This window comes from Chimaeribacter sp. YP20170169 (genome assembly GCF_056739715.1).
The window spans coordinates 90,521-115,875 of record NZ_CP176825.1; the positions used below are offsets into that span (position 1 = coordinate 90,521).

Here is a 25,355-nt window from a genome sequence, read left to right on the forward strand (position 1 = left end):
TTAAATAAGGAGGAACCGATGACGGACAGTGCGCAGCAGGAACAACAGGTGTATCAGGCCACCGCCCCGGCTGACCGCCAGGCGGCAGAGCTGGTCAGCAAGATGACGCTCGACGAGAAGATCATGCTGGTGCACACGCCAGTGGGTTTTGCGCTCGGCGAGCGCCCGAAACCTGAGGGTGCGGTGGGGTCGGCGGCCTATACGCCCGCCATCCCACGGCTGGGCATCCCCGGCCTGCAGGAGAGCGATGCCAGCCTTGGCGTCGCCAACCCGGCGGGCGTGCGCCCGGACGATCGCATGACTGCCCTGCCATCGGGCTTGCTGAGTGCCTCTACCTTCTCACCGACGCTGGCGCGCCGCACCGGCGAGCTGCTGGGGGAGGAGGCCCACGCCAGAGGGTTCAATGTACTGCTGGCAGGCGGGATGAACCTGATCCGCGAACCGCGCAATGGCCGCAATTTCGAGTACCTGAGTGAAGACCCGCTGCTGACGGGCCTGATGGCCGGGGAGACAGTGGCCGGCATCCAGAGCCGCCACGTGGTCTCCACCCTCAAGCACTATGCGCTGAACGCGCAGGAGACGGGCCGGGTGCAGGCAGACTCGGTGCTGGCGGAGGGCGCGGCGCGCGAGTCCGACTTACTGGCGTTCCAGCTGGCGCTGGAGACGGGGCAGCCGGGTGCCATCATGCCGGGCTACAACAAGATCAACGGTGAGTACGCCTCCGAAAATGCCTTCTTGCTGAACCGGGTGCTGAAGGGTGATTGGCGCTATCCCGGCTGGGTGATGTCGGATTGGGGCGCGACCCACTCCACGGAGAAGGCGGTGATGGCCGGGCTGGACCAACAGTCCGGCGAGGAGCTGGATAAGGCGGTGTTCTTCGGCCAGCCGCTGAAAGAGGCGGTGGAGTCCGGCAAGGTGCCGATGGCGCGGCTGGATGACATGGTGCGCCGCATCGTGCGCAGCCTGATCGCCGTGGATGGCCTGCGCCACCCGCCGCAGCCACGCCCGTCGGACGAGGCGTCCCACGCCGCCGTCGCGCAGGAGGTGGCGCGTCAGGGCATGGTGCTGCTGAAAAACAGCGGCGGCCAGTTGCCCATCAATGCGGAGGTCAAACGTATCACGGTGATTGGCGGCTACGCCGACAAGGGCGTCATCTCCGGCGGTGGCTCCAGCCAGGTGATCCCGGCAGGCAGCCAGCGTGCGCCAACGCCCTTCAAGAGCATCTTCACGGACAGCATGGTGCTGCACCCCTCATCGCCGCTGGCAGCACTGCGGGCGGCGTTCCCACAGGCAGAGGTGAGCTGGGATGACGGCGCTGACCCGGCGCGCGCCGCCGCACAGGCCAAGGCCGCCGAGGTGGCGATTGTGTTCGCTTGGCAGTGGCAGGCGGAGGGCACCGACGTGCGTGACCTGTCACTGCCGAACCATCAAGATGCGCTGATTGAGGCGGTAAGCGCCGCCCGCCCCGGCACGGTGGTGGTACTGCAAACCGGCGGCCCGGTGAAGATGCCGTGGCTGGATCAGGTGGGCGCGGTGCTGGAGGCGTGGTATCCCGGTAGCCGTGGCGGCGAGGCGATCGCTGACATCCTGAGCGGGCGGGTTTCACCCGCTGGCCGCCTGCCGGTCACCTTCCCGGCGGCAGAGTCACAGTTGCCGCGCCATAGCCTGCCCGATCCTGACAGCACCACCGCCATGCCCGGCCAGCCGCTCAAGCAGGATATCCGGGTTGACTACAACATTGAGGGGGCGGATGTCGGCTACCGCTGGTTTGAGCGCGAGGCGCTGAAACCGCTGTTCCCGTTTGGCTACGGCCTGACCTACAGCCGCTTCCACTACCACAACCTGAAGGTGGAGCCGGTGGCGGGCGGCGGGATGCGCCTGCGGCTGACGGTGGTCAACAATGGCAACCGCACCGCCACCGATACGCCGCAGTTCTACCTGAGCAACGGCAGCAGCGACCACGGTTTCGTCAAGCGGCTGGTGGGCTGGCAGCGCGTGACGCTGAAGCCGGGCGAGAGCAGTGAAGTGGCGGTGGAGGTCGATCCACGGCTGGTGGCGCGCTGGGACACCGGGCAGGTGAAGTGGCACATCTACCGGGGTGACTATCAGGTGATGGCTGGCGCGCACGCGATGGACGAGGCACTGAGCACCACCGTCCACCTGCCGGAGGCGTGGCTACCCATTGGTCGAGTGCTGCAGTAACCTTGCCGCCATAAAAAAAGGGCCTCGATAAGAGGCCCTTTGTCTGTGCGTTAGCGCAGGTTATTCCGCGTGCAGCTTCTCAACCGAGGGGCTGCCGAGCATGATGGGATCGGTGATCACATCCTTGTCCTTGCGCACGCTGGCGACGTCTGATGCCGAGATGGCTGGCGCGTGGTTGCCCCAGCTGGAGCGGATGAAGTTGACCACGTCCGCGACCTGCTGGTCATTCAGCCGCCAGCCGAAGCCCGGCATGGTGAGGCTGGATGGCGCGCCCTGAACGCCCGGCAGTACCGAGCCGGTCAGCACCACGTGGATCAGCGAGGTGGCGTCGTCAGACATCACCACCGGGTTGCCACGCAGCTCCGGGAATGCGCGCACGTAGCCGCGCCCATCGGTGCGGTGGCACGCGCCGCAGTTATCGACATAGATCGCCGCGCCCGGCTTGCTGTCGTCACCGTGGAACAGCTGCTGTGCCACTGTCTCGTCCTCTTTGAACGGCGGCTGGTGCTGGTCTTGCGGTTGCAGCGACTTCAGGTAACGGGCGATGGAGGTGGCGTCATCGGCGCTCAGGTATTGCAGGCTGTGCTCCACCACGCTGGTCATGCCGCCAAACACGGCGGTATGGTCATTGCGGCCGGTGCGCAGGAACTCCACCAGCTCTTGCTCGCTCCAGCGGGCCAGCCCATCCTTGTTGTCGCCGCGCAGGTTGGTGGCGACCCAGCCATCAATCGGTGCGTTGCTGCCGGAGAGGTAGCTGCTGCCCTCCTGGTCATTCAGCGCCTTCTCCTGCATCGTCAGGCTACGCGGGGTGTGGCAGGCGCCACAGTGACCCAGCCCCTCCACCAGATAGCGGCCGCGCGCCAGTACCGGATCCTCGCCCTTGGCTGGCATGAAGTCCTTCACCTCCGGGGCGAAGATGCCGCGCCAGAAGCGCAGCGGCCAGCGCATAGAGAGCGGCCACGGGATGTCGCTGTCGCGGTTGGCCTGCTTCACCGGTGCCACGCCATGCATGAAGTAGGCGTAGAGCGCGCGCATGTCATCCTCTTTCACCACCGCGTAAGAGGGGTAAGGCATCGCCGGGTAAAGCGTCTGGCCATTCTTGGCGACCCCACGGCGCACCGCGTTGTCGAAATCCTCGAAGCTGTAGTCGCCGATGCCGGTCTCTTTGTCCGGCGTAATGTTGGTGCTGTAGATGGTGCCGATCGGCGTCTTCATCCCCAGCCCGCCAGCGAACTCGGTGCCGCCCATGCTGGTGTGGCAGGCCACGCAGTCACCGGCGCGCGCCAGATACTCGCCACGCTTGATCAGATCCGCGCCGCTGTTGTCCTGCGCCCAGGCGCTGACGCTGGCCGCGCCGAGGGTCAGTGCAAAGATTAACTTTTTCATGACATGCTCCTTATGCCTGCACCAACGGGCCTGGGTTTTTCAGGTACTGCTCGCGGATGGCGCGTGCTGCCCAGTAGGTCAGGGCTGCGACGGTGCCGGTTGGGTTGTAGCCCAACCCCTGCGGGAAGGCGGATGCGCCCGGCACAAAGACGTTGTGCACATCCCAGCTTTGCAGGTAGCGGTTCACCGCACTGGTTTTCGGATCTTCGCCCATGATCGCGCCACCGTTCATGTGGGTGGTCTGGTAGACGGTGGTATCGAAGTGCTGGCCCGGCTTTTTCGGTGCGCCGGTGATGACCGTCGGGTTCATCGCCTCGGCAATCTTGTGCATCCGGTCATGCATGAACTGCGACATCTTGATGTCGTTGTCCTGCCAGTCGAAGGTCATGCGCAGCAGCGGCTGGCCGTAGACGTTCTTGTAGTTCGGGTCCAGATCCAGATAGTTGGAGCGGTAGGACTGGTGTGCGCCGTGGGCATCCATCGAGACGTTGTGGGTGTAGACATCCGCCACCTCGGCTTTCCACTTGCTGCCCCAGGTCGGGGTGCCCGGACGGGTCGGCAGGCCGGAGATCGGCTTGGCACCCGCCTGGTTGACCCAGAACGGCGAACCACCGACGAAGCCATACTTGGCGTGGTCGAAGTTATCGGCATTGAAGTCATCCACGCCGACACCCGCGCCGCCCGCGCCGATGAAGTTGTTGGTGTGCACGTCCTTGTCGAAGAACGCCTTGATGGTGGAAATGTTTTGGTAGGCGAAGTTACGCCCGACCACACCCTCGTTGGTCACCGGGTCATATGGCTTGCCGATGCCGGAGAGCAGCATCAGGTGCACGTTGTGGAACTGGAACGCGCCGAGGATCACGATGTCCGCTGGCTGCTCAATCTGGCGGCCCTGCGCATCGACATAGGTCACGCCGGTGGCGCGGCGCTTGTCGTCGGTCAGGTTGACGCGCAGCACGTGGGCATTGTCGCGTAGTTCGAACTTCTTCTCCTGACGCAGCGCTGGCCAGATGTTCACGTTCGGCGACGCCTTGGAGTACATGTAGCAGGCATAGCCGCTGCAATAGCCGCAGAAGTTGCACGGGCCCATCTGCGCGCCATACGGGTTGGTATAGGGCGCGGAGGTGTTGGCTGAAGGCAGGTCATACGGGTGGTAGCCCACCGACTCTGCCGCCGCCGCAAACAGCTGGGCGGAGTAGGTGCGCTTCTGCGCGGGCAGGGGGAAGTTGTCTGAACGATCTGGCGCAAACGGGTTGCCGCCCTTGCCCTGGCCGATCACCTGTCCCTTAACGCTCCAGGCACTGCCGGAGGTGCCAAACACCTTCTCCGCCTTGTCAAAGAACGGCTCCAGCTCATCATAGGTGACGCCGAAGTCCTGAATGGTCATGCCTTCCGGGATGAATTTCTTGCCGTAGCGCTCCTCATAGTGGCTGCGCATCCGCAGCTCCATCGGGTCGATACGGAAGTGGACGCCAGACCAGTGCAGGCCCGCGCCGCCGGTACCGGTTCCAGGCAGGAACGCAGCAAGCTGGCGGTAGGGTTGGGCGGTCTGCGAACTATTGTGGCGGATGGTGACGGTGCTCTTGGAGAGATCCTGGAACAGCTTGCGACGGATATTGTAGGTCAGCTCGTCAATCACCTGCGGGTAGGCGCCATCCGGGTAGGTGTCACGGTGCGGGCCGCGCTCCAGCGCCACCACGTTCAGACCCGCCTCGGTCAGCTCTTTTGCCATGATCGCCCCGGTCCAGCCGAAACCGACGATGACCGCATCCACCTTCTTCATTACATTGGCCATCAGTTACGCCCTCTCGCCGCGAATTGATACCGGCGGGAAGGGATAGGCTTCGCCCCGTTCCACCCAGTCCATAAAGTCTGCCCGTGCGCCCGGGAAGCCAATCAGCTTCCAGCCCACCATATTTTGGTTGCCGCCGTGGATCGGGTCACTGAAGAAGCCCTCACGGGTGTTCTGCAACAGCGTGGCGAAAAAGATCTTCGCCGGCACCTGGCTGAAGGTCACTTTGCCGGCCTCCATCTGGCCCAGCATCTCCTCCTGCTGCGCCGTCTCCAGCTCGGCGAACACCTTGCCATACTGCTTTTTGGCGTGCTCATCGGCGGCAGCGATGCCCAGCCGGTAGACGTCACGCGGCACCAGCGGCAGCTGATAACCCAGCGCGGGATTGGCGTCCGGGTCGAACGGGCCTTGCATGTACCAGTTGGAACCGGTTGCATATGGAGTGTTCATTTGGCGGTCGATGAACTCCGGTGCACCGGCTTCCACAGCGCCGGGGCCGCGCTCATCCGCCGGGATCAGGCGGGCAGCGGCAGCGGAGACAAAGGCATACTCTTCCGGGGTGAAGAAGGTGGGGGTATAGGCTCTGGCTTCATGGTTGGCCGGGGCGATATCTTCCGCCGCATCGGCTTTTTTCACGGCCGCCAGACCGCCCAGCCCGCTGGCACCAATGGCCACGGCCGGTGCCAGCGTGATGGTTTTCAACAAGAAATCCCGACGGGAATTTCCTGAAAATGATTTAGACATTCCTTGCGCTCACTTACTTGTGTCAAACAAAAAATTAACAAAGCGTGATTAAAATCTCTTTTGTTTACCTTTTCTTTGCAAATAACGGCATTAAATATATTCTTACAAATTATCCGGTTATGCCTAATAAGTGAGCTGGATCACATTTATACGGGGTGAACGCTTTTGCAGCAAATGTTAAATTTGCTTTCTTAAAATATCAGAAATTTTCTTAAAAATGGCGTACCGGCTGGAGGGTCAATCCCTCTTCGGGATGCGGGACTTCAAAATGGCGGCCTAACTGCGCGAACTGCTCGGCTGACAGCGTATAGGGGTGCTCGCCGGAGGCATTGCGCGCATTGATGCGCGCCAGACAGACATCATCGGGCAGATCGAGCCAGTGCAGCACGGCGCTGACGCCAGCGGCCTCGGCCAGATCCCGCGCCCAGGCGCGTGAGGCGGCGGTATTCATCGGGAAGTCGAGCGCCAGCATGACGCCATGTTGCAGCAATTGGATGAGATGGGGGGCCAGAGCGCGTTTCAGCCGGGTGGCGCGCTCGGCGTAATCCGCCAGTGAGGCGATCTCCGCCGGGAATAGGGTGCTGAGCCAGCCATCCTCGCTGATCAGCATCATGCCGTGATCGCGCGCCAGCTCCTGCGCCAGCGTGGATTTTCCTGCGCCAGCCTTGCCGCAGAACAGGTGCAATGCCGGTGCCGGTGACGCTGGTTGTGACGGGGTATGCAGTGCCATCATCTCTCTCCGGAATGAATGCCGTTAACAGGTTAAGCGTATGAAGAATTCACCCCGGTTGCCAGATGGCGTCACGCACGGCGATGGGGCGGGCCAGCAGCCCAAGGGCGTAGAAGCGGTCAGCGATCGCCTGCTGGTCGCGGATCACCTGATGATTCATCAACTGCGTACGGTGGCTGCGGCGGGAAAGCGCCTGCTCCAGCGAGGGGGAGGGCAGGCCCAGCTCACCGGCCAGATGCCGGGCGGCCTCGTGCCGCTGGCTGTCGATATAGTGGCCGGTCTGTTGCAGCGCCTCCAGCAGTGGCGGCAGCGTATCCCCGGCCTGCGCGACAAAATCGCGCCGTGCCAGATAGAACTGCTGGTTCTGCACCCGCTGGCGGCCATCGGCAATCACCCGCCAGCCGGCCTGCTCGGCATCGCTCAAGAGCGGGTCCCACATCATCCAGGCATCGGCGGCCAGATAGTCGCTGGGGGCCAGCGGGTATTTCGGCGGCGCGTAGACGATGCGAGCGTCATTCAGCGCCATGCCCTGCTCATCCAGCATCTGCACCAGCAAATAGTGCACATTCGACCCTTTGTTCACCATGATGCGCTTGCCCGCCAACTCGGCCAGGGTATGGAAGGGGCTGTCTGGTGGCACCACCATCGCCACGCTCTGCGGCGCGGGCGGCTCATAGGCGACGTAGAGCAGCGGGCTGCCCTCCGCCTGCGCGAAGATCGGCGGCACCTCGCCGGTGGTGCCGAAATCGATCTCATTGTGGTGCAACGCCTGCAAAAGCTGCGGGCCAGCGGGGAACTCGCTCCACTGCACGTTGACCCCGCGCCCGGCAAACAGCGTCTCCAGACTCTGCCGCGCCTTTAACATGCCCAGATTGCCAAACTTCTGGTAGCCGATACGCAGCGTACGGTCGCCCTGTTGCGCCGCCAGCGGGGCGGCGGGTTTGCTGCGGCCTTTGATCAGCCCCAGATGGGCGAGGTGGGTGCGCAGCGTGTGGCGGCTGATGCCCAATCGCGAGGCCGCCTGCAACTGGTTGCCGTCGCTGGCCTCCAGCGCATGGCGCACCATGCTCTCCACCAGCCGCGCATAGAGCTGGGGCGCGCCGCGCTCCACCTCCTGGCGGATGAAGCGCTCAACGTGCAGGTTGTCCGCCGTCGGCGCGGGGGTCGGCTCCTCCTGACTGAGCCGCAACTGCCGTGGCGTGATGGTGCTCTCCCGGTTCAGCAATACCGCATTGTGCAGGGTGTTCTCCAGTTCGCGGATATTGCCCGGCCAGCCGTAGGCCATCAGCGCGGCGAGCGCCTCAGGCGACAGCCGCAACTGTGGCCGCCCGAGCCGGCGGGCATAGAGTGACAAGAAGTGCTCCGCCAGCACCGGGATATCCTCACGGCGCTGGCGCAGCGGCGGCAACGCCACGGCCGCCACGTTCAGCCGGTAGTAGAGATCCTCACGGAATCGCCGCTCGCGGATCGCCTGTGCCAGATCGACGTGGGTGGCGGCAATCACCCGCACATTGATGCGCACCGGCTTGCGCGAGCCGACGCGGGTGATCTCCCGCTCCTGCAATACCCGCAACAGTTTCACCTGTAGCGACAGGCTCAGTTCACCGATTTCATCCAGCAGCAGCGTGCCGCCCTCCGCCGCCTCAAACCAGCCCGGATGCGCCTGTGCCGCGCCGGTAAACGCCCCCTTCTCATGCCCGAACAGTTCGGCCTCCGCCAGACTCTCGGCCAGCGCGCCACAGTTTACGGCCAAAAAGGGCTGGTGCCGCCGGGGGCTATGGTGGTGCAGGTAGCGCGCCACCACCTCTTTGCCGGTGCCCGTCTCGCCGACAATCAGCACGGTGGCGTCAGTGGGCGCCAGTTGGTCCAGCAAGTTCTGGAAGGCGATGGAGGCCGGATCAATCAAGACCGGCTGATCGGGGGCGATGGGGTGGACGTTCTGCATGGCACTCTCCCTGCGGCAGGTATGGGAGAAAAAGCTTATCCCACTGCTGTCGCCAGCGGGAGGGGGCAACCACGCGCGGCTGTTGCAAATGCGGCAGTGGCGACAGTGCGGTTGTCGCATTTGCAACACGCCACTGAGTGAGCCAATTTTTTATCTTGCTGATAAGTAATGAAAAAATTGATGTCACAAGCTGGCACGCATCCTGCTAAATGATTTATAACCAAACGGGAAGCATCCATCGATAAATAACAGATATGGTTATATAGGAATTGCATAATGAGCGAAGCAACTGACAATAAATTAAAAGTGTTCTGGTTCCTGCCGACCCACGGCGACGGGCGTTATCTGGGCACCACTCAGGGTGGACGGCCGGTGGATCTCCCGTATTTACAGCAGGTTGCGCTGGCCGCCGATAATCTGGGCTACTACGGCGTCCTGATCCCGACCGGCAAAAGTTGCGAGGACTCCTGGCTGGTGGCCTCAGCGCTGGCCCCGATCACCCGCCGGCTGCGTTATCTGGTGGCGGTGCGTCCCGGCCTCCAGCCACCGAGTCTGGCGGCGCGCATGGCCGCGACACTGGATCGCCTCTCCGAAGGCCGGTTGTTGATTAACGTGGTGACGGGCGGCGACCCGGTGGAGAACAAGGGCGACGGCATCTTCCTCAACCACGCCGAGCGCTACGAGGTGACGGAGGAGTTCCTCAACGTCTATTCACGCCTGATGAAGGGTGAAAAAGTGGACTTTGAGGGCAAGCACATCCATGTTGAAGGGGCGGAGATCCTCTTCCCACCGGTGCAGGAGAATGGCCCGCCGCTCTACTTTGGTGGCTCCTCCCCGGAAGCAATTGACGTGGCGGCCAACCAGATTGACAGCTACCTGACCTGGGGTGAGCCGGTGGCGCAGGTGGCGGAGAAGATCGCCGTGGTGCGCCAGCGTGCGGAGGCGCGCGGCCGCAAGTTGGAGTATGGCATCCGCCTGCATGTGATTGTGCGGGAGACCGAAGAGGAGGCGTGGGCGGCGGCTGACCGGCTGATCGCCCATCTGGATGAGGAGACCATCGCGGCGGCGCAGAAGATTTTCGCCCGCATGGACTCCACCGGTCAGGCGCGGATGAGCGCCCTGCACCAAGGCAACCGAGAGAGCCTGCGCATCGGGCCAAACCTGTGGGCGGGCGTCGGACTGGTACGCGGCGGCGCAGGCACCGCGCTGGTGGGCAGCCCGCAGCAGATCGCCGATCGCATCCGCGAGTATCAGGCGCTCGGCATTGAGAACTTCATTCTCTCCGGCTATCCACATCTGGAGGAGGCGCACCGCTTCGCCGAACTGGTAATGCCATTACTGCCGCTGGAGAACATGGCGCAACAGCGCGCGCGTACCATCAACACCGGCCCGTTTGGCGAGACCATCGGCGGTGACAAACGTCCGGGCAAATAAGCCCGGCCAGCAAAGGGAACCTATGATGCCTGACCAGAACCACCACGTTGCACCGATGCCGCGAGCGTATGGGCTTGCGCGCGCACCACAGGCGGGCCGCGCCCGTGGATAGGCCACACATCGCGATCGTTGGCGGCGGCTTCAGCGGCGCGGCGCTGGCGATACAGCTGGCGCGCCGCAGCGAGCAACCGCTGGCGATCACCCTGCTCGAGCCGCGCCCGCAGCCGGGGCATGGGGTAGCTTACTCCGCGGAAGACCCGGCGCACCGCATCAATGTGCCTGCCGCACGGATGATGCTCTCGGCCGCTGAGGAGGGGGAGTTTGAGCGCTGGTATCGCGCCAGCCCGGCATTCGCTGACGATCCGCAGGCGCGCTGGCGGGATGGCAAACTCTACCCGCAGCGGTCGGCCTTTGGCCGCTATATGGCAGAGAAATTCTGGCAGGCGGCGAGTGACTCTCCCTCCACCTTGCGCCACCTACAGGATCGCGCCATCGGGCTGGATCAGGGCGCAATCGTCACCGCCGCCGGGCAGCGGCTGGCGGCGGATGTAGTGGTATTGGCGATCAGCCACCCGCCGCCGGCACTGCCGCATCAGGTGGCGGCACGGCTGGCCCACCACCCGGCGCTGGTGGCCGACCCTGGCAACCGGCGGCGCTGCACCGGGTGGGGCGTGATGAGCGGGTCGGCATCATCGGCACGGGCCTGAGCATGGCGGATGTGGTGGCCTCGCTGCACCGCATTGGTCACCGTGGGCCGATTACCGCCTTCTCACGCCGGGGGCTGTTGCCGCGCCCTAACGCCGAGGGGGATTACACGCCGTGGACGCTCTCTACCGGAGAGGTCACCGCTGACCGCACCCGCGACTGGCTGGCGCGAACCCGCCGGGAGATTGCCGCCGCCGCCGAACAGGGCATCAGCTGGCAGGCGGTGCTGGATGAGGTGCGCCGGCAAGGGCAGCAGATCTGGCAACGCCTGCCGCTGGCGGAACAGCGCCGCTTCCTGCGCCACCTGCGACCCTGGTGGGATGTCCATCGCTACCGCATCGCGCCACAGGTGCACGCGGTGATCGCGGCGGCGCAGCAGAGCGGCCAGTTACGGGTCGTATCGGCACGGCTGGCGGCCCTCGACAGCACGCCGCACACCGTGACGCTGTCACTGAAACACCGGCGCGGCATGTTGGAGCAGGTAACGGTTGACCGCCTGATGGTCACCACCGGCCCGGCCCACAGCGCGCTGATCCAGAGCCAACCGCTGTTGCGCGCACTGGCGGCGCAAGGGCGCATCGTGGCCGATCCGCTTGGCCTCGGCATTCTGGTCAACGCCCACTCCGAGGCGCTCGACCAGCAGGGGCAGCCCGATCCGCGCTTGCTGGTGGCTGGCCCGGCGGCACGCGGCCGCTTTGGCGAACTGATGGGCCTGCCGCAGGTGGCCGAGCACGCCGAGGCGGTGGCGCAACGTATTCTTGAAACCCTGCCGGTCAATGACGCCTCCCGGCGATGTCCGGTTTCCCGCTGAGTTAACGCTTTCCCCTAACCAAACCTTGATCCCACCGGGCCTGCTCCGGCGGCCCGGCTTTACCTGGAGCGTAGCCATGACCTTACCCTCATCACCCCGCCAGATCCGTTTGAACGCCTTCGACATGAACTGCGTTGGGCACCAATCGCCCGGCCTGTGGGCGCACCCGCGTGACCGTTCGTGGCAGTACAAGGATCTCTCCTATTGGACGGAGCTGGCGCGCCTGCTGGAGCGCGGCAAATTTGATGGCCTGTTTATCGCCGACGTGCTGGGCGTGTATGACGTGCTGAACGGCAACAACGAGGCGGCGATCCGTCAGGCGACGCAGGTGCCGGTCAATGACCCGCTGGCGCTGATCACTCCGATGGCGCTGGTGACGGAGCACCTCGGGTTTGGCCTGACCGCCTCGCTCTCCTTTGAGCACCCCTATCCCTTTGCCCGCCGCCTCTCGACGCTGGATCACCTGACCAAGGGGCGGGTGGGCTGGAACATTGTTACCTCCTATCTGGAGAGCGGCGCGCGCAATCTGGGGTTGCAGGCGCAGAGCGACCACGACGTGCGCTATGACTACGCCGATGAATATTTGCAGGTGGTCTACAAGCTGCTGGAGGGGAGCTGGGAGGAGGGGGCGATTTTGCGCGACCGCGAGCGCCGCCTGTTCAGCGACCCGAGCAAGGTGCACCCGATCAACCACCAGGGGCACTTCTTCCAGGTGCCGGGCATCCACCTGTGCGAACCCTCGCCGCAGCGCACGCCGGTGCTCTATCAGGCCGGGGCCTCCAGCCGGGGCAAGCAGTTCGCCGCGGAACATGCCGAGTGCGTGTTTGTCGCCGCACCCTCTAAGGTGCTGCTGAAAAAGACCGTGGCGGACATCCGCCGCCGCGCCGCCGAGGCGGGACGCGATCCGCGCAGCATCCTGATCTTCAACCTGCAAACGGTGATTGTCGGCGAGACCGACCGACAGGCGCAGGCCAAATGGCAGGAGTATAAATCCTACGTCAGCCATGAGGGGGCGCTGGCGCTGATCTCCGGCTGGACAGGCATCGACTTCGGCCAGTATCCCGCCGATCAGGTGCTGAAGCATTTGCATACCAACGCCATCCAGTCGGCGGTTGAAACCTTCTCCACCGCGGATCCCAACCGCCAGTGGACGGTGCAGGCGCTGGCGGAGTGGGTGGGCATCGGCGGTTTTGGCCCGCTGCTGGTGGGCAGCGCGCAGACGGTGGCCGATGAGCTACAGGCGTGGGTGGAGGAGACCGACGTCGATGGCTTCAACCTCGCCTATGCCGTGACCCATGAAACCTTTGTCGACGTGGTCGAGCTGCTGGTGCCGGAGCTGCAAAAGCGCGGGGTATTCAAGCGCGACTACGCAGAGGGCACGCTACGCGAGAAGCTGTTTGGGCAGGGGCCACGGCTGGCCGCACCCCACCCAGCCACCGGCTATCGCTGGTCAGCGAGTGACAACGTCACGCAGGGTGAAACCGCAGGGGCCAACACACCATGATTGAGATTGAGAATCTGCATAAACAGTACCGCACCCGCCACGGCGGCACGGTGGAGGTGCTGAAAGGCATCTCGTTGCAGGTGCCAGCGGGCGGCATCACGGCTGTGGTGGGGCCGAGCGGTGCGGGCAAATCCACGCTGGCGAAGTGCATCAGCCTGCTGGAGCGGCCAAGCCAGGGCAGTATCCGCGTCAATGGTCAGGATCTCTCGCTGTTGGGCGGCGCGGCTCTGCGGCGGGAGCGGCGCGCCATCGGCACGGTGTTCCAGTCCTCTGCGTTGCTGCAACGCAAGACCGTCTGGCAGAACGTGGCGCTGCCGCTGGAGTACCTGCACGTGGCACCACCGGCGATCGCGCGCCACGTTGGGGAGCTGCTGGAGAGCGTCGGGCTGGCGGACAAGGCCAGCCGCTACCCGGCGCAACTCTCCGGCGGCCAGCGGCAGCGGGTCGGCATTGCCCGCGCGCTGGCGCTGAAACCTGCCGTGCTGCTGGCGGATGAGGCCACCTCCGGGCTGGATCCGGAGGCCACCCACGCCATCCTCCACCTGCTGATGCAGCTGCGTGACCAGTTCGGCCTCTCCATCATCCTGATCACTCATGAGATGGATGTGGTGCGCAGCGCCGCCGATGCGGTGGCGGAGATCCGCGACGGCCGGCTGGTGCAACAGGGGGAGGTCAGTGACCTGCTGGCGCAGCCCGGCTCACGGCTGGGGGAGCAACTCTTCCCGGTGCGGGCGCTGGCGGGCGCGGGCGATCTGCTGTTGCAGGTCACCTACGGCACCCGCCAGCCGGTGGCGACGGACTGGATCAGCCGCCTGAGCCGCCAGTTCAACCTGCACATTGATCTGCTCGGCGGCCAAGTGGAACGGTTGGGCGACCGGCAGGCGGGGCGGGTGCGCATCGCGGTGCGCTTCGCGGAGTCGCCCGTCAGCGCGCAGGCGCTGGTGCAGGCACTCCACGCGCTGGGACTGACGGCGGAGGTGCTAGAACAGGCACCGGCCTGGCGGGAGGCGGTATGACGCATTCGGTTGACGTAATGAGCCGGGACACCCCCTGGAACCAGATTGCCCAACTGATGCTGCCAGCCTATGGCGAAACCTGGCTGATGGTCGGCATCGTGATGCTGCTGGTCGTCACGCTCGGTGGCGCGCTGGGGGTGGTGCTGTTCAACACCTCGCCGCGCGGGCTGTTCCCGCAGCCAGCGCTCAATCGCTCGCTGGGCTGGCTGGTCAACATTGGCCGCTCGCTGCCCTTTCTGGTGCTGATGGCCGCCATCATCCCCTTCACCTTCTGGCTGACGGGCACCACCATCGGCATCCCGGCGGCGATTGTGCCGATGGTGGCCGCTGGCGTGCCATTCTTCGCCCGGCTGGTGGAGAACGCGCTGCGCGAACTGCCACCGGAGGTGACGGCGGTCGGGCTGGTTTCAGGCGGCTCGCCGTGGCAGATCATCACCCGCGCCCAGCTGAGTGAGGCACTGCCGGCGCTGGTGGCGGCAGTGACCCTCAACCTGATCGCCATGATTGAGTACTCCGCCATCGCTGGCACCATCGGTGCGGGCGGCATCGGCTATCTGGCCGTGGTCTACGGCTACCAGCGTTTCGACCAACACATCATGATCGCCACCATCGTGGTGCTGATCGCCACCATCCAGATTATCCAGTTCATTGGCGACCGGCTGGTTGCCGCCTTGCAACCTCACCAGGAGAGGAATTAGCCATGTCACACCCCTCATTTGAGATCGTCAAGCCACGGCGCTGGCCGTGGGTGGTCGCTGGCGTGGCGGTGCTCGCCGCCGCTGGCTTTGCCTGGCACCTCTACGCCGGGCAGGCGCAGGCGGTCACCTTCGGCAACACGCTGAAGGTGCACTTTGAGCCAGCGATGGCCGGGGAGGAGCGGCTGATCAACTATGTCGCCGAGCACGTCGCGCCCGACTACGGGCTGAAACTGGAGGCGGTAGGCGTTCAGGACCCGGTGCAAGCGGATCGCGCGGTGGCTACGGGGCAGTATGCCGCCACCGTCTACCAGCACCAGTGGTGGCTGAAACAGGTGGTGGATGCCAATGGCTTCCAGCTCACCGCCACCGTGCCGGTGTTCCAGTGGGCGTTTGGCCTCTACTCGGATCGCTACAGCTCGGTGCAGGCGCTGCCGCAGGGGGCGGAGATTGTGGTGCCCAACGACGGCGCGAATCAGGGGCAGGCGCTGTGGCTGTTGCAGCGCATTGGGCTGATCACCCTCGACCCGGCGGTGGAGCCACGCACCGCCACCTTGAAGGACATCCGCGAGAACCCGCATGGTTTTGTTTTCAAGGAGCTGGATCTGCTCACCATGCCGCGCGCGCTCAACTCCGTGGACGCCGCCATTGGCTACGTCTCACAGTTTGACGCTGGCAAGGTGCCGCGCGAGAAGGGCATCCTGTTCCCGCCCGCGCCCAGAACCTTTGCCTCCCAGCTGGTGATTGGTACTCCCTACCTGCAACAGGCGAGCATCGCCAAATTGCAGCAGGCGTTCGCCGATCCGCGTGTCCAACGGTGGCTGGCCGAGACCGATGACCCGCGGGTGAAAGGGGTGCTGGTGCCCGTCTCCGCCAACTGATCCTTGCCAGGCCCTGACCGGTTCCGCCGCTGGCCGAACCGGTCTTTTTGCTGCCCGCCATCCAGGTATCTTATTGAATTTGATGAATATCGTTAGCAGGGATTGTTGGTTGTGATGTCAGGTGGCGGTTCGTATAACCGGGGGACACCTGCCTGATAAGAGGATGCCCATGAGCACACTTAACCTTGATGATGAACTGGTCAGCGCGCCGCCCTCGGCGCCGGTACGCTCCGCCAGCGACGTGGCGCGACTGATCAACACCCGCAGCGACAAGAATAGCTATGCCTGTATGATCGTCTTTCTGGCGCTGGGCGGCGTGTTCCTGGACGCCTATGACCTGACGACCCTCTCCTATGGCATTGACGACGTGGTCAGGGAGTTCAATTTGACGCCCACCCTGACCGGGCTGGTCACCTCCTCCATCATGCTGGGCACCATCATCGGCAACCTGATTGGCGGCTGGCTGACGGATCGCTATGGCCGCTACTCGGTATTCATGGCCGATATGCTGTTCTTTGTGGTGTCGGCGATTGCCGCCGGGCTGGCGCCGAATGTCTGGGTGCTGATTGGCGCGCGCTTCCTGATGGGCATCGGCGTCGGCATTGATTTACCGGTGGCGATGGCCTATCTGGCGGAGTTCTCCAAATTCAGCGGCAAGGCCAATAAGGCGGCGCGGCTGGCTGCCTGGTGCCCAATGTGGTACGCCGCTTCTTCGGTCTGCTTCCTGATTATCTTTGGCCTCTACTTCCTGCTGCCGGAGCAGCACCTTGACTGGCTGTGGCGCGCCTCGCTGCTGTTTGGCGCGGTGCCAGCGCTGCTGATTATCGCGGTGCGCAGCAAATTCATGAACGAGTCGCCGCTGTGGGCCGCCAACCAAGGCGACCTGAAGGGGGCGGTGCGCATCCTGCGCGACGCCTACGGCATCCATGCCCATGAGGCGGAGCCGGATCGCCCCAGCGCGCCGCCCGCGCCAAAGCCCAGCTTCCGCGTGCTGTTCCAGAAGCCTTACCGCGAGCGCACCATTGTCGCTGGCGTGATGAACGTCTGTATCTCCTTTGAGTACACCGCCATCGCCTTCTTCCTGCCCTCGATCCTGGCGCAGTTCCTCGGGGCTGGCGTGTTTGAAACCATCTCCGCCTCCCTCGGGCTGAACGTGCTGTTCGCCTTCACTGGCGGCCTGCTGGGAATGCGGCTGGCGTGGAAATACCCGTCGCGCCATGTGGCCATCGCGGGCTTTGCCCTCCAGTTCATCGCGCTGGTGGCGCTGGCGCTGATTGGCCACCCGCAGGCGGCGATCGGCATCGGCGTGGCCGTGCTGATGCTCGGCCTGTGGCTGTTTGCCGAGGGCTTTGGCCCCGGCGCGCAGCTGATGATCTACCCGGCGCTCTCCTATCCGACCTCCATCCGCGCCACCGGCGTGGGCTTCAGCCGCTCGCTCTCTGGCATCGGCAGCGCGCTGGCGCTGTTTATCCTGCCGATTTTGCAGGCGTCGCTGGGCACCAATATGTTCTGGGTGGTGTCACTGAGCGCCGTGATTCCGATTGTGTTCCTGCTCGCGGTGCGCCATGAGCCAACCCGCCACGATATTGATGACCATTCACCTGAAGGAGATACCCCATGAGCCAGCCCCTGCTCTCTACCGGCGCCGATGAGGCGCAACTGGCGGCACGCTTCCGCCCGCTCTTTGCCCGCATCGCCGAAGGCGCGCGTGACCGCGAGCGCCGCCGCACGCTGCCCCATGAGCCGATCCAGTGGCTGAAGGCGGCAGGTTTTGGCACGCTGCGTATCCCGCGTGAGAAGGGGGGCTTCGGTGCCTCCCTGCCACAACTGTTCGCCCTGCTGACCGAGCTGGCGGAGGCTGACTCCAACCTGCCGCAGGCGCTGCGCGCCCACTTCGCCTTTGTGGAGGACCGCCTCAACCAGCCCGACAGCCCGGCGCGTGACCGCTGGTTCCAGCGCTTCCTGGACGGGGAGCTGGTGGGCAGCGGCTGGACGGAGATTGGCAACGTCAAGCTTGGCGAGGTCAACACCAAAGTGACGCCGCAAGCCCACGGCTGGCGGCTGGAGGGGGAGAAGTTCTACAGCACCGGCACCCTGTTTGCCGACTGGATCGATGTGTTCGCGCAGCGCAGCGACACCGGTGGCGATGTGATTGCGCTGGTCAGTACCCACCAGCCGGGCGTGGTGCGCGAGGATGACTGGGATGGCTTCGGCCAGCGCCTGACCGGCAGCGGCACCACCCGTTTTAGCGCCGCACAGGTGGAGCAGGAGCACGTCTATGACTTCGCCAGCCGCTTCCGTTACCAGACCGCCTTCTACCAGCATGTGCTGCTGGCGACGCTGGCTGGCATTGGCCGGGCCGTGCTGCGCGATGCCCGCGAGGGGGTGCGCGATCGTCGCCGCGTCTATAGCCACGGCAACGCCAGCCAGGTACGGCAGGATCCACAGGTGTTGCAGGTGGTGGGGCAGATTGCCGCCTGGGCCTGGGCCACCGAGGCCAGCGTGCAGCAGGCGTCCTACGCGCTGCAACGTGCCTACGAGGCGCACGCCGTCACGGATGAGGCACTGGTGCAGGCGCTGAATGTCACGGCGGAGATTGATGCCGACCGGGCGCAGGTGATCGCCAGCGAGCTGGTGCCGCGCGCCGCCACAGAGCTGTTCAATGCGCTCGGCGCGTCCGATACCCGGCTCAGCAAGGCGCTCGATCGCCATTGGCGCAACGCCCGCACCGTGGCGTCACACAATCCGGTGATCTACAAGGCGCGTGCCGTGGGGGAGTGGGAGGTCAATGGCAAAACGCCGATCTTCGTCTGGCAGATCGGCAACGGGGAGTAGGGGAAGGGCGGCCCGGCCGCCTGGTGGGTTACTGCTTCAGCGCGGCGTCCTGCGACCAGGTGGCGCTGCGCACCTCCACTTTCACCGGCAGCAGGCCGATGCGGGTAAAGGTATCCGCCAGCGCCTGCTGCTGGGTGAAGACCTCAAGGCTCATGCGCTGTGCGCCAAACGGCATCCGTGAAAGCGCTCGCGCCCAGATCGGCTGCTCCAGCCCGGTGGACTGCGACAGGATTTTCGCCGCCTCATCCGGGTGGCCGTTGGCCCAGTCGCTCAGGGTGGATAGCTCATCAATCACCTGCTGCGCCACCTGCGGATGGCCGTCGGCAAATTTGCGGCTGGCAAGGTAGAAGGTGTAGTGCGGCACCAGACCTTCGGCGTCCTGCACTTTGCGGGCGTTGGCGTGGGCCTCCACCTCGGCGTAGAACGGGTCCCAAATTACCCAGGCATCCACTGCCCCGCGCTGGAAGGCGGCGCGCGCGTCGCTCGGCGGCAGGTAGACCGGGGTGATGTCCTTGTAGGTTAGCCCGGCCTTCTCCAGCGCGCTCACCAGCAGGTAGTTGACGTCAGAGCCTTTGTTCAGCGCCACGCGCTTGCCCTTCAGGTCAGCGACGCTGTGGATCGGCGAATTCTCCGGCACCACAATCGCCTCGGTTTTGGGGTTGGCCGGAGAGTGCGCCAGATAGACCAGATCGGCCTGTGCCGCCTGCGCAAAGGTCGGCGGTGCGTCGCCGGTGGCCGCCAAATCAATGCTGCCGACGTTCAGCCCCTCCAGCATCTGCGGCCCAGCCGGGAACTCCACCCAGCGCACCTGGATGCCCTGCTTTTTGAACTGCTCGTCCAGCGTGCCGCGATACTTCAACAGCGCAAAGATATTGGCCTTCTGGTAACCAATATTCACCACCTCGGGCTTCTCTGCCGCCCAGCTTGCGGAGGAGAGGGCCAGCAGGGCGCTGGTGAGGGCGGTGGCGGCGAGGGTGCGGCCAAATGGCGTTTTCATCATTCTGTTATCCCTTAGTGAAAGTGACCGTGCCAAGCAGAAAGGCGCTCACGGAATGCCCCTATCCTGACCAGCCGCGACAGAATTGAAAACGGTTTTATCGGCATATTATATGCCTAATTACTAAATGCTTTTTTTCGATTTGATTAGAAACGGCGCGGCAATGGACGCCTTTTAACCTGCGCTGCGCAAGGTGTGTCCTGACGCCCTACCCACTGAAAACATAAAAATAATTTCATTTTTGTGGATTACGTCCCAAAATATTTCTTTTCCCTGAAGAGAGGCGCCCCACTTTTATCATGACTGATCACGTTTTGGACATCCCGCAAACCTCGCGCCGCACCCAGTGGCTGCGGGTGCTGCTGTTGAGCATCAGCGCCTTTATCTTCAATACCACGGAGTTCGTGCCGGTTGGCCTGCTAACGGACATAGCGCAGACCTACGCGATTGATACCGCCCACGCTGGCTGGATGCTGACCATCTACGCTTGGGTGGTGGCGCTGATGTCACTGCCACTGATGCTGCTGACCAGCAAGGTGGAGCGCAAGCAGTTGCTGCTTTGGACTTTCGTGGTGTTTATCCTGAGCCATGTGCTGTCGGTGGTCGCCTGGAATTTCTGGGTGCTGGTGGCCGGGCGCATCGGCATCGCGCTGGCGCACGCCATTTTCTGGTCGATCAGCGCCTCGATTGCCATTCGCGTCGCACCGATGGGGAAACAGACCCAGGCTTTAAGTATGCTGGCGACCGGCACCGCGTTGGCGATGGTGCTCGGCCTGCCGCTCGGACGGATCATCGGCCAGTTGCTGGGCTGGCGCATGACCTTCGTGGTGATTGGCGTGTCGGCCATCGTGGTGCTGGTGATGCTGTTCAAGCTGCTGCCGTCGCTGGCGAGTGAGCACCACGCCTCGCTCAAGAGCCTGCCGGCGCTGCTGCGCCAGCCGATGCTGCTCAGCCTCTACCTGTTCACCGCGCTGGTGTTTACCGCGCACTACACTGCCTACAGCTACATTGAGCCGTTCATTAAGAACATTGGTTTGATGGGCGATGGCTTCACCACGCTGCTGCTGCTGGTGTTTGGCGGGGCAGGGATCATCGGCAGCCTGCTGTTTGGCTTTATGGGTGAGCGCTTCGCCACCACGCTGCTGCTCACCTCCATCGCGCTGATTACGCTGTCGATGTTCTTGCTCGGCTATGTGGCGACCAACGCGATGGAGCTGCTGATCCTCAGCCTGTTCTGGGGCATGGCGATCATGATGGTCAACCTCTCATTCCAGGTGAAGGTGCTGGCGACCGACCCCCATTCGCCGGACATCATCATGTCGATCTACTCCTCGATTGTGAATCTGGGGATTGGGCTGGGGGCGCTGCTCGGCAACCAGATTATCCTGCGAACCTCACTGGGCAACATCGGCACCAGCGGCGCGGCCATCGGCCTGTTGACCTTCATCGGGCTGAGCCTCTACCTGCGCCAGCGTACTCGCCGGCGTTAACCGCCACCGCGCCGGGGCAGCCCCGGCGCTTATCCTGCCGCCACGATGCGCAGCGCCTGCACCACGATACGTTTGGGGCGGCCACGCCACTCAAACACCTCATCAATCACCGGGTAACGTTCAGGCGCCACCACCCACTTCTCCCCTAGCAAACCCAACGCCTCCTTCTCCAGCAACTGTGCCTCCACATTGGCAAAGAACTGCTCCGGCTGCGGCGTTTTCTTATATTTGTCATCGGACGTCCACGTCAGGAACACCCACCCCTCCAGCGTCACGCCCATACCCCGGTGTTTCGCCATCTTCATAGTGAGCGATTTTAGCCAATTCTTTTGCGGGTTCTGGTTGGGGTAGGCCACCTTGGCCTCAATATGCGTCAGCAACTGGTGCTGGAATGCGCCTTTAGCCTGCGACAGGTCGCGGTAGAGGCTCAGATCGCGTTTGTCATCCTCGTTATAGAGGAAGTAGCGTCCTTCCCCCAGCGCGGGGAAGTGCGCATGTCCCAGATCAAAATTGAAGATGTGGCAAATCTCAGTGCAGAGCCACAGCTCGCAGGCAGCAAAGTTGAAACGTCGGGCATAACGCTCAGGTTGCGCGCCGATATGGCGGCAGATTTCAGGTAACAGCACAGGCTTATCCTTTTCTGGCAAGGCACCCCCGGTGGCCGGAAGTGCATGATGTCAGAGGGTTATCGGATAAGAGGGGGAGGACTTGAGATGACAGCGTAATAAAAAGAGGTGTGTTCATCGTTCGGCAAGTGCCTTAATGGCATCACCATGTATAGACATCATCTCTTCAAATTCATGCTCTAATTTATGTTTCATAAATGCCCGGTATTCTTGAGCATTTACAACATACGCAGACTCCTTGCCTCGCATGATAATCTCAACTTGTTCGCCAGCAGCAACGTCATTGAGTATCTCCGCAAGGTTTTGTCGCGCGTCGGTATAACTCATCTCTTTCATGATATTTGCCCGTAAGGAAATGGTGATGCCGCAATACACCTGTACAGGTAACATGTACAGGTATGTTGGTGGAAGCTTACAACCGCCGCAGCATCCTGGCCGGGTTACCGGCATAGATGCCTTTCTCGGTGATCGATTTGGTCACCACGCTGCCTGCGCCAATCACTGCGCCATCGCAAATGGTGACCGCCAGCAGGGTGGAGCCGCTGCCGATCGAGACATCGTTGCCAATCACCGTGCGCCCCCAGCTGGCGGGGTCGGGGTTGGGTGCGCCGTCGTGGAACAGGTCATTGGCGAAGGTGACGTTATGGCCGATGAAGCAGCGTTCGCCAATGGTGACAAATTCGCAGATAAAGCAGTGGGACTGGATTTTGCTGGCGTGGCCGATGGTGCTGTTCTTCTGGATCTCCACGAAGGGGCCGATGAAGACCCCATCGCCCAGGGTGCAGCCGTAAAGGTTGACTGGCTCATAGATCACCACATCCTTGCCAAAGGTGACGTCCTGAATACCGACGCTGCGTCGCGCTACCATGTGCTTCTCCTTGTCAGTGAAGGCCCGATGATAAACCCAAACGCCAGCGGCAGAAAACCGCATAAAAAAAGCGGCCCGCAGGCCGCTTGGAGATGTTACGCCTCTGACGCCACAGGTTCGCCACGGTAGCGGGCGGCGCGCTCATTGAGCAGGGAGAAGGCAAAGATCACCAGCCCCAGCAGCGGCAGAATGGCCCCATAGGTGGCGGTGTAGGTCACCGGGTAGCCATGCTCCACCACATAGGCACCGAGGCTGGCGCCCAGCGCGTTGGCGATGTTAAAGGCGGAGTGGTTGAGGGTCGCCGCCAGCGTCTGCGCCTTGCCGGCCACCTGCATCAGCCGCACCTGCAACGGCGCGCAGAGCGCCAGATTGGTGCCAATCAGGAAGCTACCGACGATGGCACCCAGCAGGCTCGGCGCCAGCAGCGGGAAGAGCAGCAGCACCGCGATGCTCCACACCAGCACAAAGAAGATGGCGGGCATGATCTTCCGGTCAGCCGCCCAGCCGCCCACCAAATTGCCGGCCACCATGCCAAGGCCGAAGGCGAACAGGATCACCGGCAGCCAGCTATGGGAGAGGTGCACCGCGTAGGTCACCACCGGCGAAATGTAGCTGATCACCGAGAACATGCCGCCAAAGCCAATCGCCGCAATGCCCAGCGTCAGCCAGATGCGCATGTTCATCAATGCCCTGATCTCCTTCAGCGGCGAACTGACCGCCTCGTCGCCGCGTTTCGGGAAGATCGCGGCAATCAGCAGCACGTCCAGCAGCGCCAGCAGGGCCACCACACCGAATGCCCAGCGCCAGTTGATGTACTCACCCAGCAGCGTCGCCAGCGGGTTACCGAGCAGCGAGGCCAGCGTCAGACCGAGGATTACCCGGCCCACTGCCTTGCCGCGGTGGTCAGGCGACACCAGCGCCGCGGCGGCCAGCGCGGCCACGCCAAGGAACGCGCCGTGCGGCAGGCCGCTGACGAAGCGCGCCAGCACCAGCGCATGGTAGCTGTTCGCCAGCACGCTACCGAGGTTGCCGACGAAAAACAGTGCCATAAACAGCATCAGCTGGCGTTTGCGCGGCAGGTGGGCGGTGAGCAGGGAGAAGAGTGGCGCGCCGATCACCACGCCCAGCGCGTAGGCGCTGATGAACTGGCTGCCTTGCGCCAGGGTGACAGAGAGGGAGTGGCAGACCTCGGACAGCAGTCCCATGATTGAGAACTCGCTCATGCCGATGGCAAAGCTGCCCAACGCCAGGGCGAAAATCGCCCAAGCGGCCGACGGCGCGGGGGCCGGGGTGTGACTGGTATTTTCCATGATGCTAATTGCTTACTGTAAAAAATGAGAGAAAGGAACTGCGCGTGCCGGCATGTCGCGTTGTTATTGTCATGCCAGTAGGGGGGTGCCCCTGCTGTCGCCGTTGATGATTCCATTAAGGAGCCGGGCAGTGTAGTCGCGCCATCCGGGAGCGGCAAGCATTGATTGCCCAAATAGGTTTGTCACTTAAGTCATGTAATGTGATGATTAAGCCTCAGCCCACGAGTGACGCGTGAAGGGTATGCAAACCAGGCAATAACCTCTATTTTGGATGGTTGAGACTGGCTGCAACGGTGTGAACCCGCGCCCTTGGCCTGACAGCATGGCTTCAAGTGAGAGGTTGGTGCGCCAAGCGCCAGCATGATGTAAGGAGAGGACGATGCATTTTCGTGCAATGGAGCAGAGCGATTTACCTCAGGCGTGGATGCTATCCCAACAGGTAAAGTGGCCACACCGGCTGGAGGATTGGCAGCAGGCGCTGCGCCTCGGCGAGGGCGTGGTGGCCGAGCAGGAGGGGCAGGTGGTGGGCACCATCCTCGGTTGGCGCTGGGGTGAGGCCTATGCCACCGTGGGGCTGGTGATTGTGGATGAGGCGTATCGGGGGCATGGGATTGGGAAGCAGTTGCTGCTCGCCATGCTGGAGCGAATGCCCGGCTACACCGTGCGCCTTAACGCCACTGAGGCGGGCAAGGCACTCTATGAGAAGTATGGCTTCCACGTAACCGGTCTGGTGCAGCAGCACCAGTGTGCCGCCCTCGGCGAAATCGCGCTGGTCGCCCCACTGGCAGGGCAGCGGCTGCGCCCGGCCACGGCAGAGGATGCGGATCTGCTTACTGCACTGGATCACCGCGCCCACGGCCTGTTCCGCCCGGCGATGGTAGCCACGCTATTGAACGAGGGTGAGCGTGTGTTGCTGCTGCAGGATGCCTATGGCCAGCCACAGGGGTTCGCCGGCCTGCGCCGCTTCGGGCATGGCTGGCTTATCGGGCCGGTTATTGCCCATGATCCTCAGCAGGCGAGAGTGCTGATCAGCACGTTGATGGCCGATCTGACGGGCGAGTTTGTGCGTGTTGACAGCGATCCGAGCCTTGGCCTGTGCAGCTGGCTGACAGGGCAGGGGCTGCAAGAGGTGGACAACCCCACCGTGATGGTTAGAGGCACGCCCTGGGTGCCTGCGCCCGGTACGCTGCAGGCGTTTGGCCTGATGTCACAGGCGATGGGCTAAGCCGCACCACCTCGCCAATCCATGCAAGAATCCCAGAATCCTGTAATCCTAGGATTCTGGGATTACAGGATTCTGCCCGCCATTACCTAATGAAATGAATAGTTTCCTCCCGGAATAGATTGTAAAAGCAAATGATATTGATTATCTTTTGCGGCCTCT

At 63.4% G+C, this 25,355-nt stretch carries 20 protein-coding genes and 1 pseudogene; 11 read left to right on the top strand and 10 right to left on the bottom strand.

The features are described 5' to 3' along the window. Positions 1-18 precede the first annotated feature (18 nt). Positions 19-2,202, top strand: coding sequence for a beta-glucosidase (locus tag ACK3SD_RS18265; RefSeq protein ID WP_481127782.1), 2,184 nt, complete (start codon positions 19-21; stop codon positions 2,200-2,202). Between the two features lie 60 nt (positions 2,203-2,262). Here the strand turns inward: ACK3SD_RS18265 and ACK3SD_RS18270 are convergent, their stop codons facing one another. The 5 genes from ACK3SD_RS18270 to ACK3SD_RS18290 all read right to left on the bottom strand — a co-directional run bounded on the left by ACK3SD_RS18270 (position 2,263) and on the right by ACK3SD_RS18290 (position 8,799). Further along, a complete protein-coding gene (locus ACK3SD_RS18270) occupies positions 2,263-3,588 on the bottom strand; it encodes a c-type cytochrome (RefSeq protein WP_481127783.1) in 1,326 nt (441 codons plus the stop codon). Between the two features lie 10 nt (positions 3,589-3,598). Beyond that, positions 3,599-5,383, bottom strand: a complete 1,785-nt coding sequence (locus tag ACK3SD_RS18275) for a GMC family oxidoreductase (protein ID WP_481127784.1) — start codon at positions 5,381-5,383, stop codon at positions 3,599-3,601. Positions 5,384-5,386: 3 nt separating this feature from the next. Next, on the bottom strand, positions 5,387-6,124 hold the full coding sequence (locus tag ACK3SD_RS18280; RefSeq protein ID WP_481127785.1) for a gluconate 2-dehydrogenase subunit 3 family protein: 738 nt from the start codon (positions 6,122-6,124) through the stop codon (positions 5,387-5,389). 211 nt (positions 6,125-6,335) lie between these two features. Continuing rightward, complete coding sequence (locus ACK3SD_RS18285; RefSeq protein ID WP_481127786.1) at positions 6,336-6,854, bottom strand: P-loop nucleotide/nucleoside kinase family protein; 519 nt, start codon at positions 6,852-6,854, stop codon at positions 6,336-6,338. Positions 6,855-6,903: 49 nt separating this feature from the next. Further along, entirely contained in the window at positions 6,904-8,799 is a 1,896-nt protein-coding gene (locus ACK3SD_RS18290; protein WP_481127787.1) for a sigma 54-interacting transcriptional regulator, read from the bottom strand. A 276-nt stretch (positions 8,800-9,075) separates the two neighbouring features. On the opposite strand from ACK3SD_RS18290, the gene ssuD reads away from it, so the two are divergent. The 8 genes and pseudogenes from ssuD (at position 9,076) to ACK3SD_RS18330 (ending at position 18,680) form a co-directional block, all read left to right on the top strand. Next, positions 9,076-10,233 carry an FMNH2-dependent alkanesulfonate monooxygenase gene (ssuD, locus tag ACK3SD_RS18295; protein ID WP_481127788.1) on the top strand — a complete coding sequence of 386 codons (1,158 nt, stop codon included), beginning with the start codon at positions 9,076-9,078 and terminating at the stop codon, positions 10,231-10,233. A gap of 68 nt (positions 10,234-10,301) precedes the next feature. After that, a pseudogene (locus tag ACK3SD_RS18300) lies at positions 10,302-11,749 on the top strand (FAD/NAD(P)-binding protein). 76 nt (positions 11,750-11,825) lie between these two features. Further along, positions 11,826-13,253: an LLM class flavin-dependent oxidoreductase gene (locus ACK3SD_RS18305; protein ID WP_481127789.1), complete on the top strand. Its 1,428-nt coding sequence runs from the start codon at positions 11,826-11,828 to the stop codon at positions 13,251-13,253. Beyond that, a complete protein-coding gene (locus tag ACK3SD_RS18310; RefSeq protein WP_481127790.1) occupies positions 13,250-14,269 on the top strand; it encodes a methionine ABC transporter ATP-binding protein in 1,020 nt (339 codons plus the stop codon). The genes ACK3SD_RS18305 and ACK3SD_RS18310 overlap by 4 nt, the downstream gene beginning before the upstream one ends. Beyond that, a complete protein-coding gene (locus tag ACK3SD_RS18315; protein WP_481127791.1) occupies positions 14,266-14,967 on the top strand; it encodes a methionine ABC transporter permease in 702 nt (233 codons plus the stop codon). Before ACK3SD_RS18310 ends, ACK3SD_RS18315 begins: the two co-directional genes overlap by 4 nt. A gap of 2 nt (positions 14,968-14,969) precedes the next feature. After that, positions 14,970-15,845, top strand: a complete 876-nt coding sequence (locus tag ACK3SD_RS18320; RefSeq protein WP_481127792.1) for a MetQ/NlpA family ABC transporter substrate-binding protein — start codon at positions 14,970-14,972, stop codon at positions 15,843-15,845. A gap of 169 nt (positions 15,846-16,014) precedes the next feature. Next, positions 16,015-17,466 (top strand): MFS transporter, encoded by a 1,452-nt coding sequence (locus ACK3SD_RS18325; RefSeq protein WP_481127793.1) that lies wholly within the window; start codon positions 16,015-16,017, stop codon positions 17,464-17,466. Beyond that, positions 17,463-18,680, top strand: coding sequence for an acyl-CoA dehydrogenase family protein (locus tag ACK3SD_RS18330; protein ID WP_481127794.1), 1,218 nt, complete (start codon positions 17,463-17,465; stop codon positions 18,678-18,680). Before ACK3SD_RS18325 ends, ACK3SD_RS18330 begins: the two co-directional genes overlap by 4 nt. A 28-nt stretch (positions 18,681-18,708) precedes the next feature. On the opposite strand, the gene ACK3SD_RS18335 is transcribed toward ACK3SD_RS18330, so the two are convergent. Further along, on the bottom strand, positions 18,709-19,677 hold the full coding sequence (locus tag ACK3SD_RS18335; protein WP_481127841.1) for a sulfonate ABC transporter substrate-binding protein: 969 nt from the start codon (positions 19,675-19,677) through the stop codon (positions 18,709-18,711). A 314-nt stretch (positions 19,678-19,991) separates the two neighbouring features. On the opposite strand from ACK3SD_RS18335, the gene ACK3SD_RS18340 reads away from it, so the two are divergent. Next, a complete protein-coding gene (locus tag ACK3SD_RS18340; protein ID WP_481127842.1) occupies positions 19,992-21,167 on the top strand; it encodes a sugar transporter in 1,176 nt (391 codons plus the stop codon). Between the two features lie 29 nt (positions 21,168-21,196). Here ACK3SD_RS18340 and ACK3SD_RS18345 read toward each other — a convergent pair whose 3' ends face one another. From ACK3SD_RS18345 to ACK3SD_RS18360, 4 genes are all read right to left on the bottom strand, one after another. Continuing rightward, positions 21,197-21,793, bottom strand: coding sequence for a hypothetical protein (locus ACK3SD_RS18345; RefSeq protein ID WP_481127795.1), 597 nt, complete (start codon positions 21,791-21,793; stop codon positions 21,197-21,199). A gap of 114 nt (positions 21,794-21,907) precedes the next feature. Next, positions 21,908-22,129, bottom strand: coding sequence for a type II toxin-antitoxin system Phd/YefM family antitoxin (locus ACK3SD_RS18350; protein WP_481127796.1), 222 nt, complete (start codon positions 22,127-22,129; stop codon positions 21,908-21,910). 76 nt (positions 22,130-22,205) lie between these two features. Then, on the bottom strand, positions 22,206-22,661 hold the full coding sequence (locus ACK3SD_RS18355; RefSeq protein ID WP_481127797.1) for an acyltransferase: 456 nt from the start codon (positions 22,659-22,661) through the stop codon (positions 22,206-22,208). Between the two features lie 95 nt (positions 22,662-22,756). Further along, positions 22,757-23,971 (bottom strand): MFS transporter, encoded by a 1,215-nt coding sequence (locus tag ACK3SD_RS18360; RefSeq protein WP_481127798.1) that lies wholly within the window; start codon positions 23,969-23,971, stop codon positions 22,757-22,759. Between the two features lie 379 nt (positions 23,972-24,350). Here ACK3SD_RS18360 and ACK3SD_RS18365 point away from each other — a divergent pair, with 379 nt between their 5' ends. Beyond that, positions 24,351-25,196, top strand: coding sequence for a GNAT family N-acetyltransferase (locus ACK3SD_RS18365; RefSeq protein ID WP_481127799.1), 846 nt, complete (start codon positions 24,351-24,353; stop codon positions 25,194-25,196). Positions 25,197-25,355 lie beyond the last annotated feature (159 nt).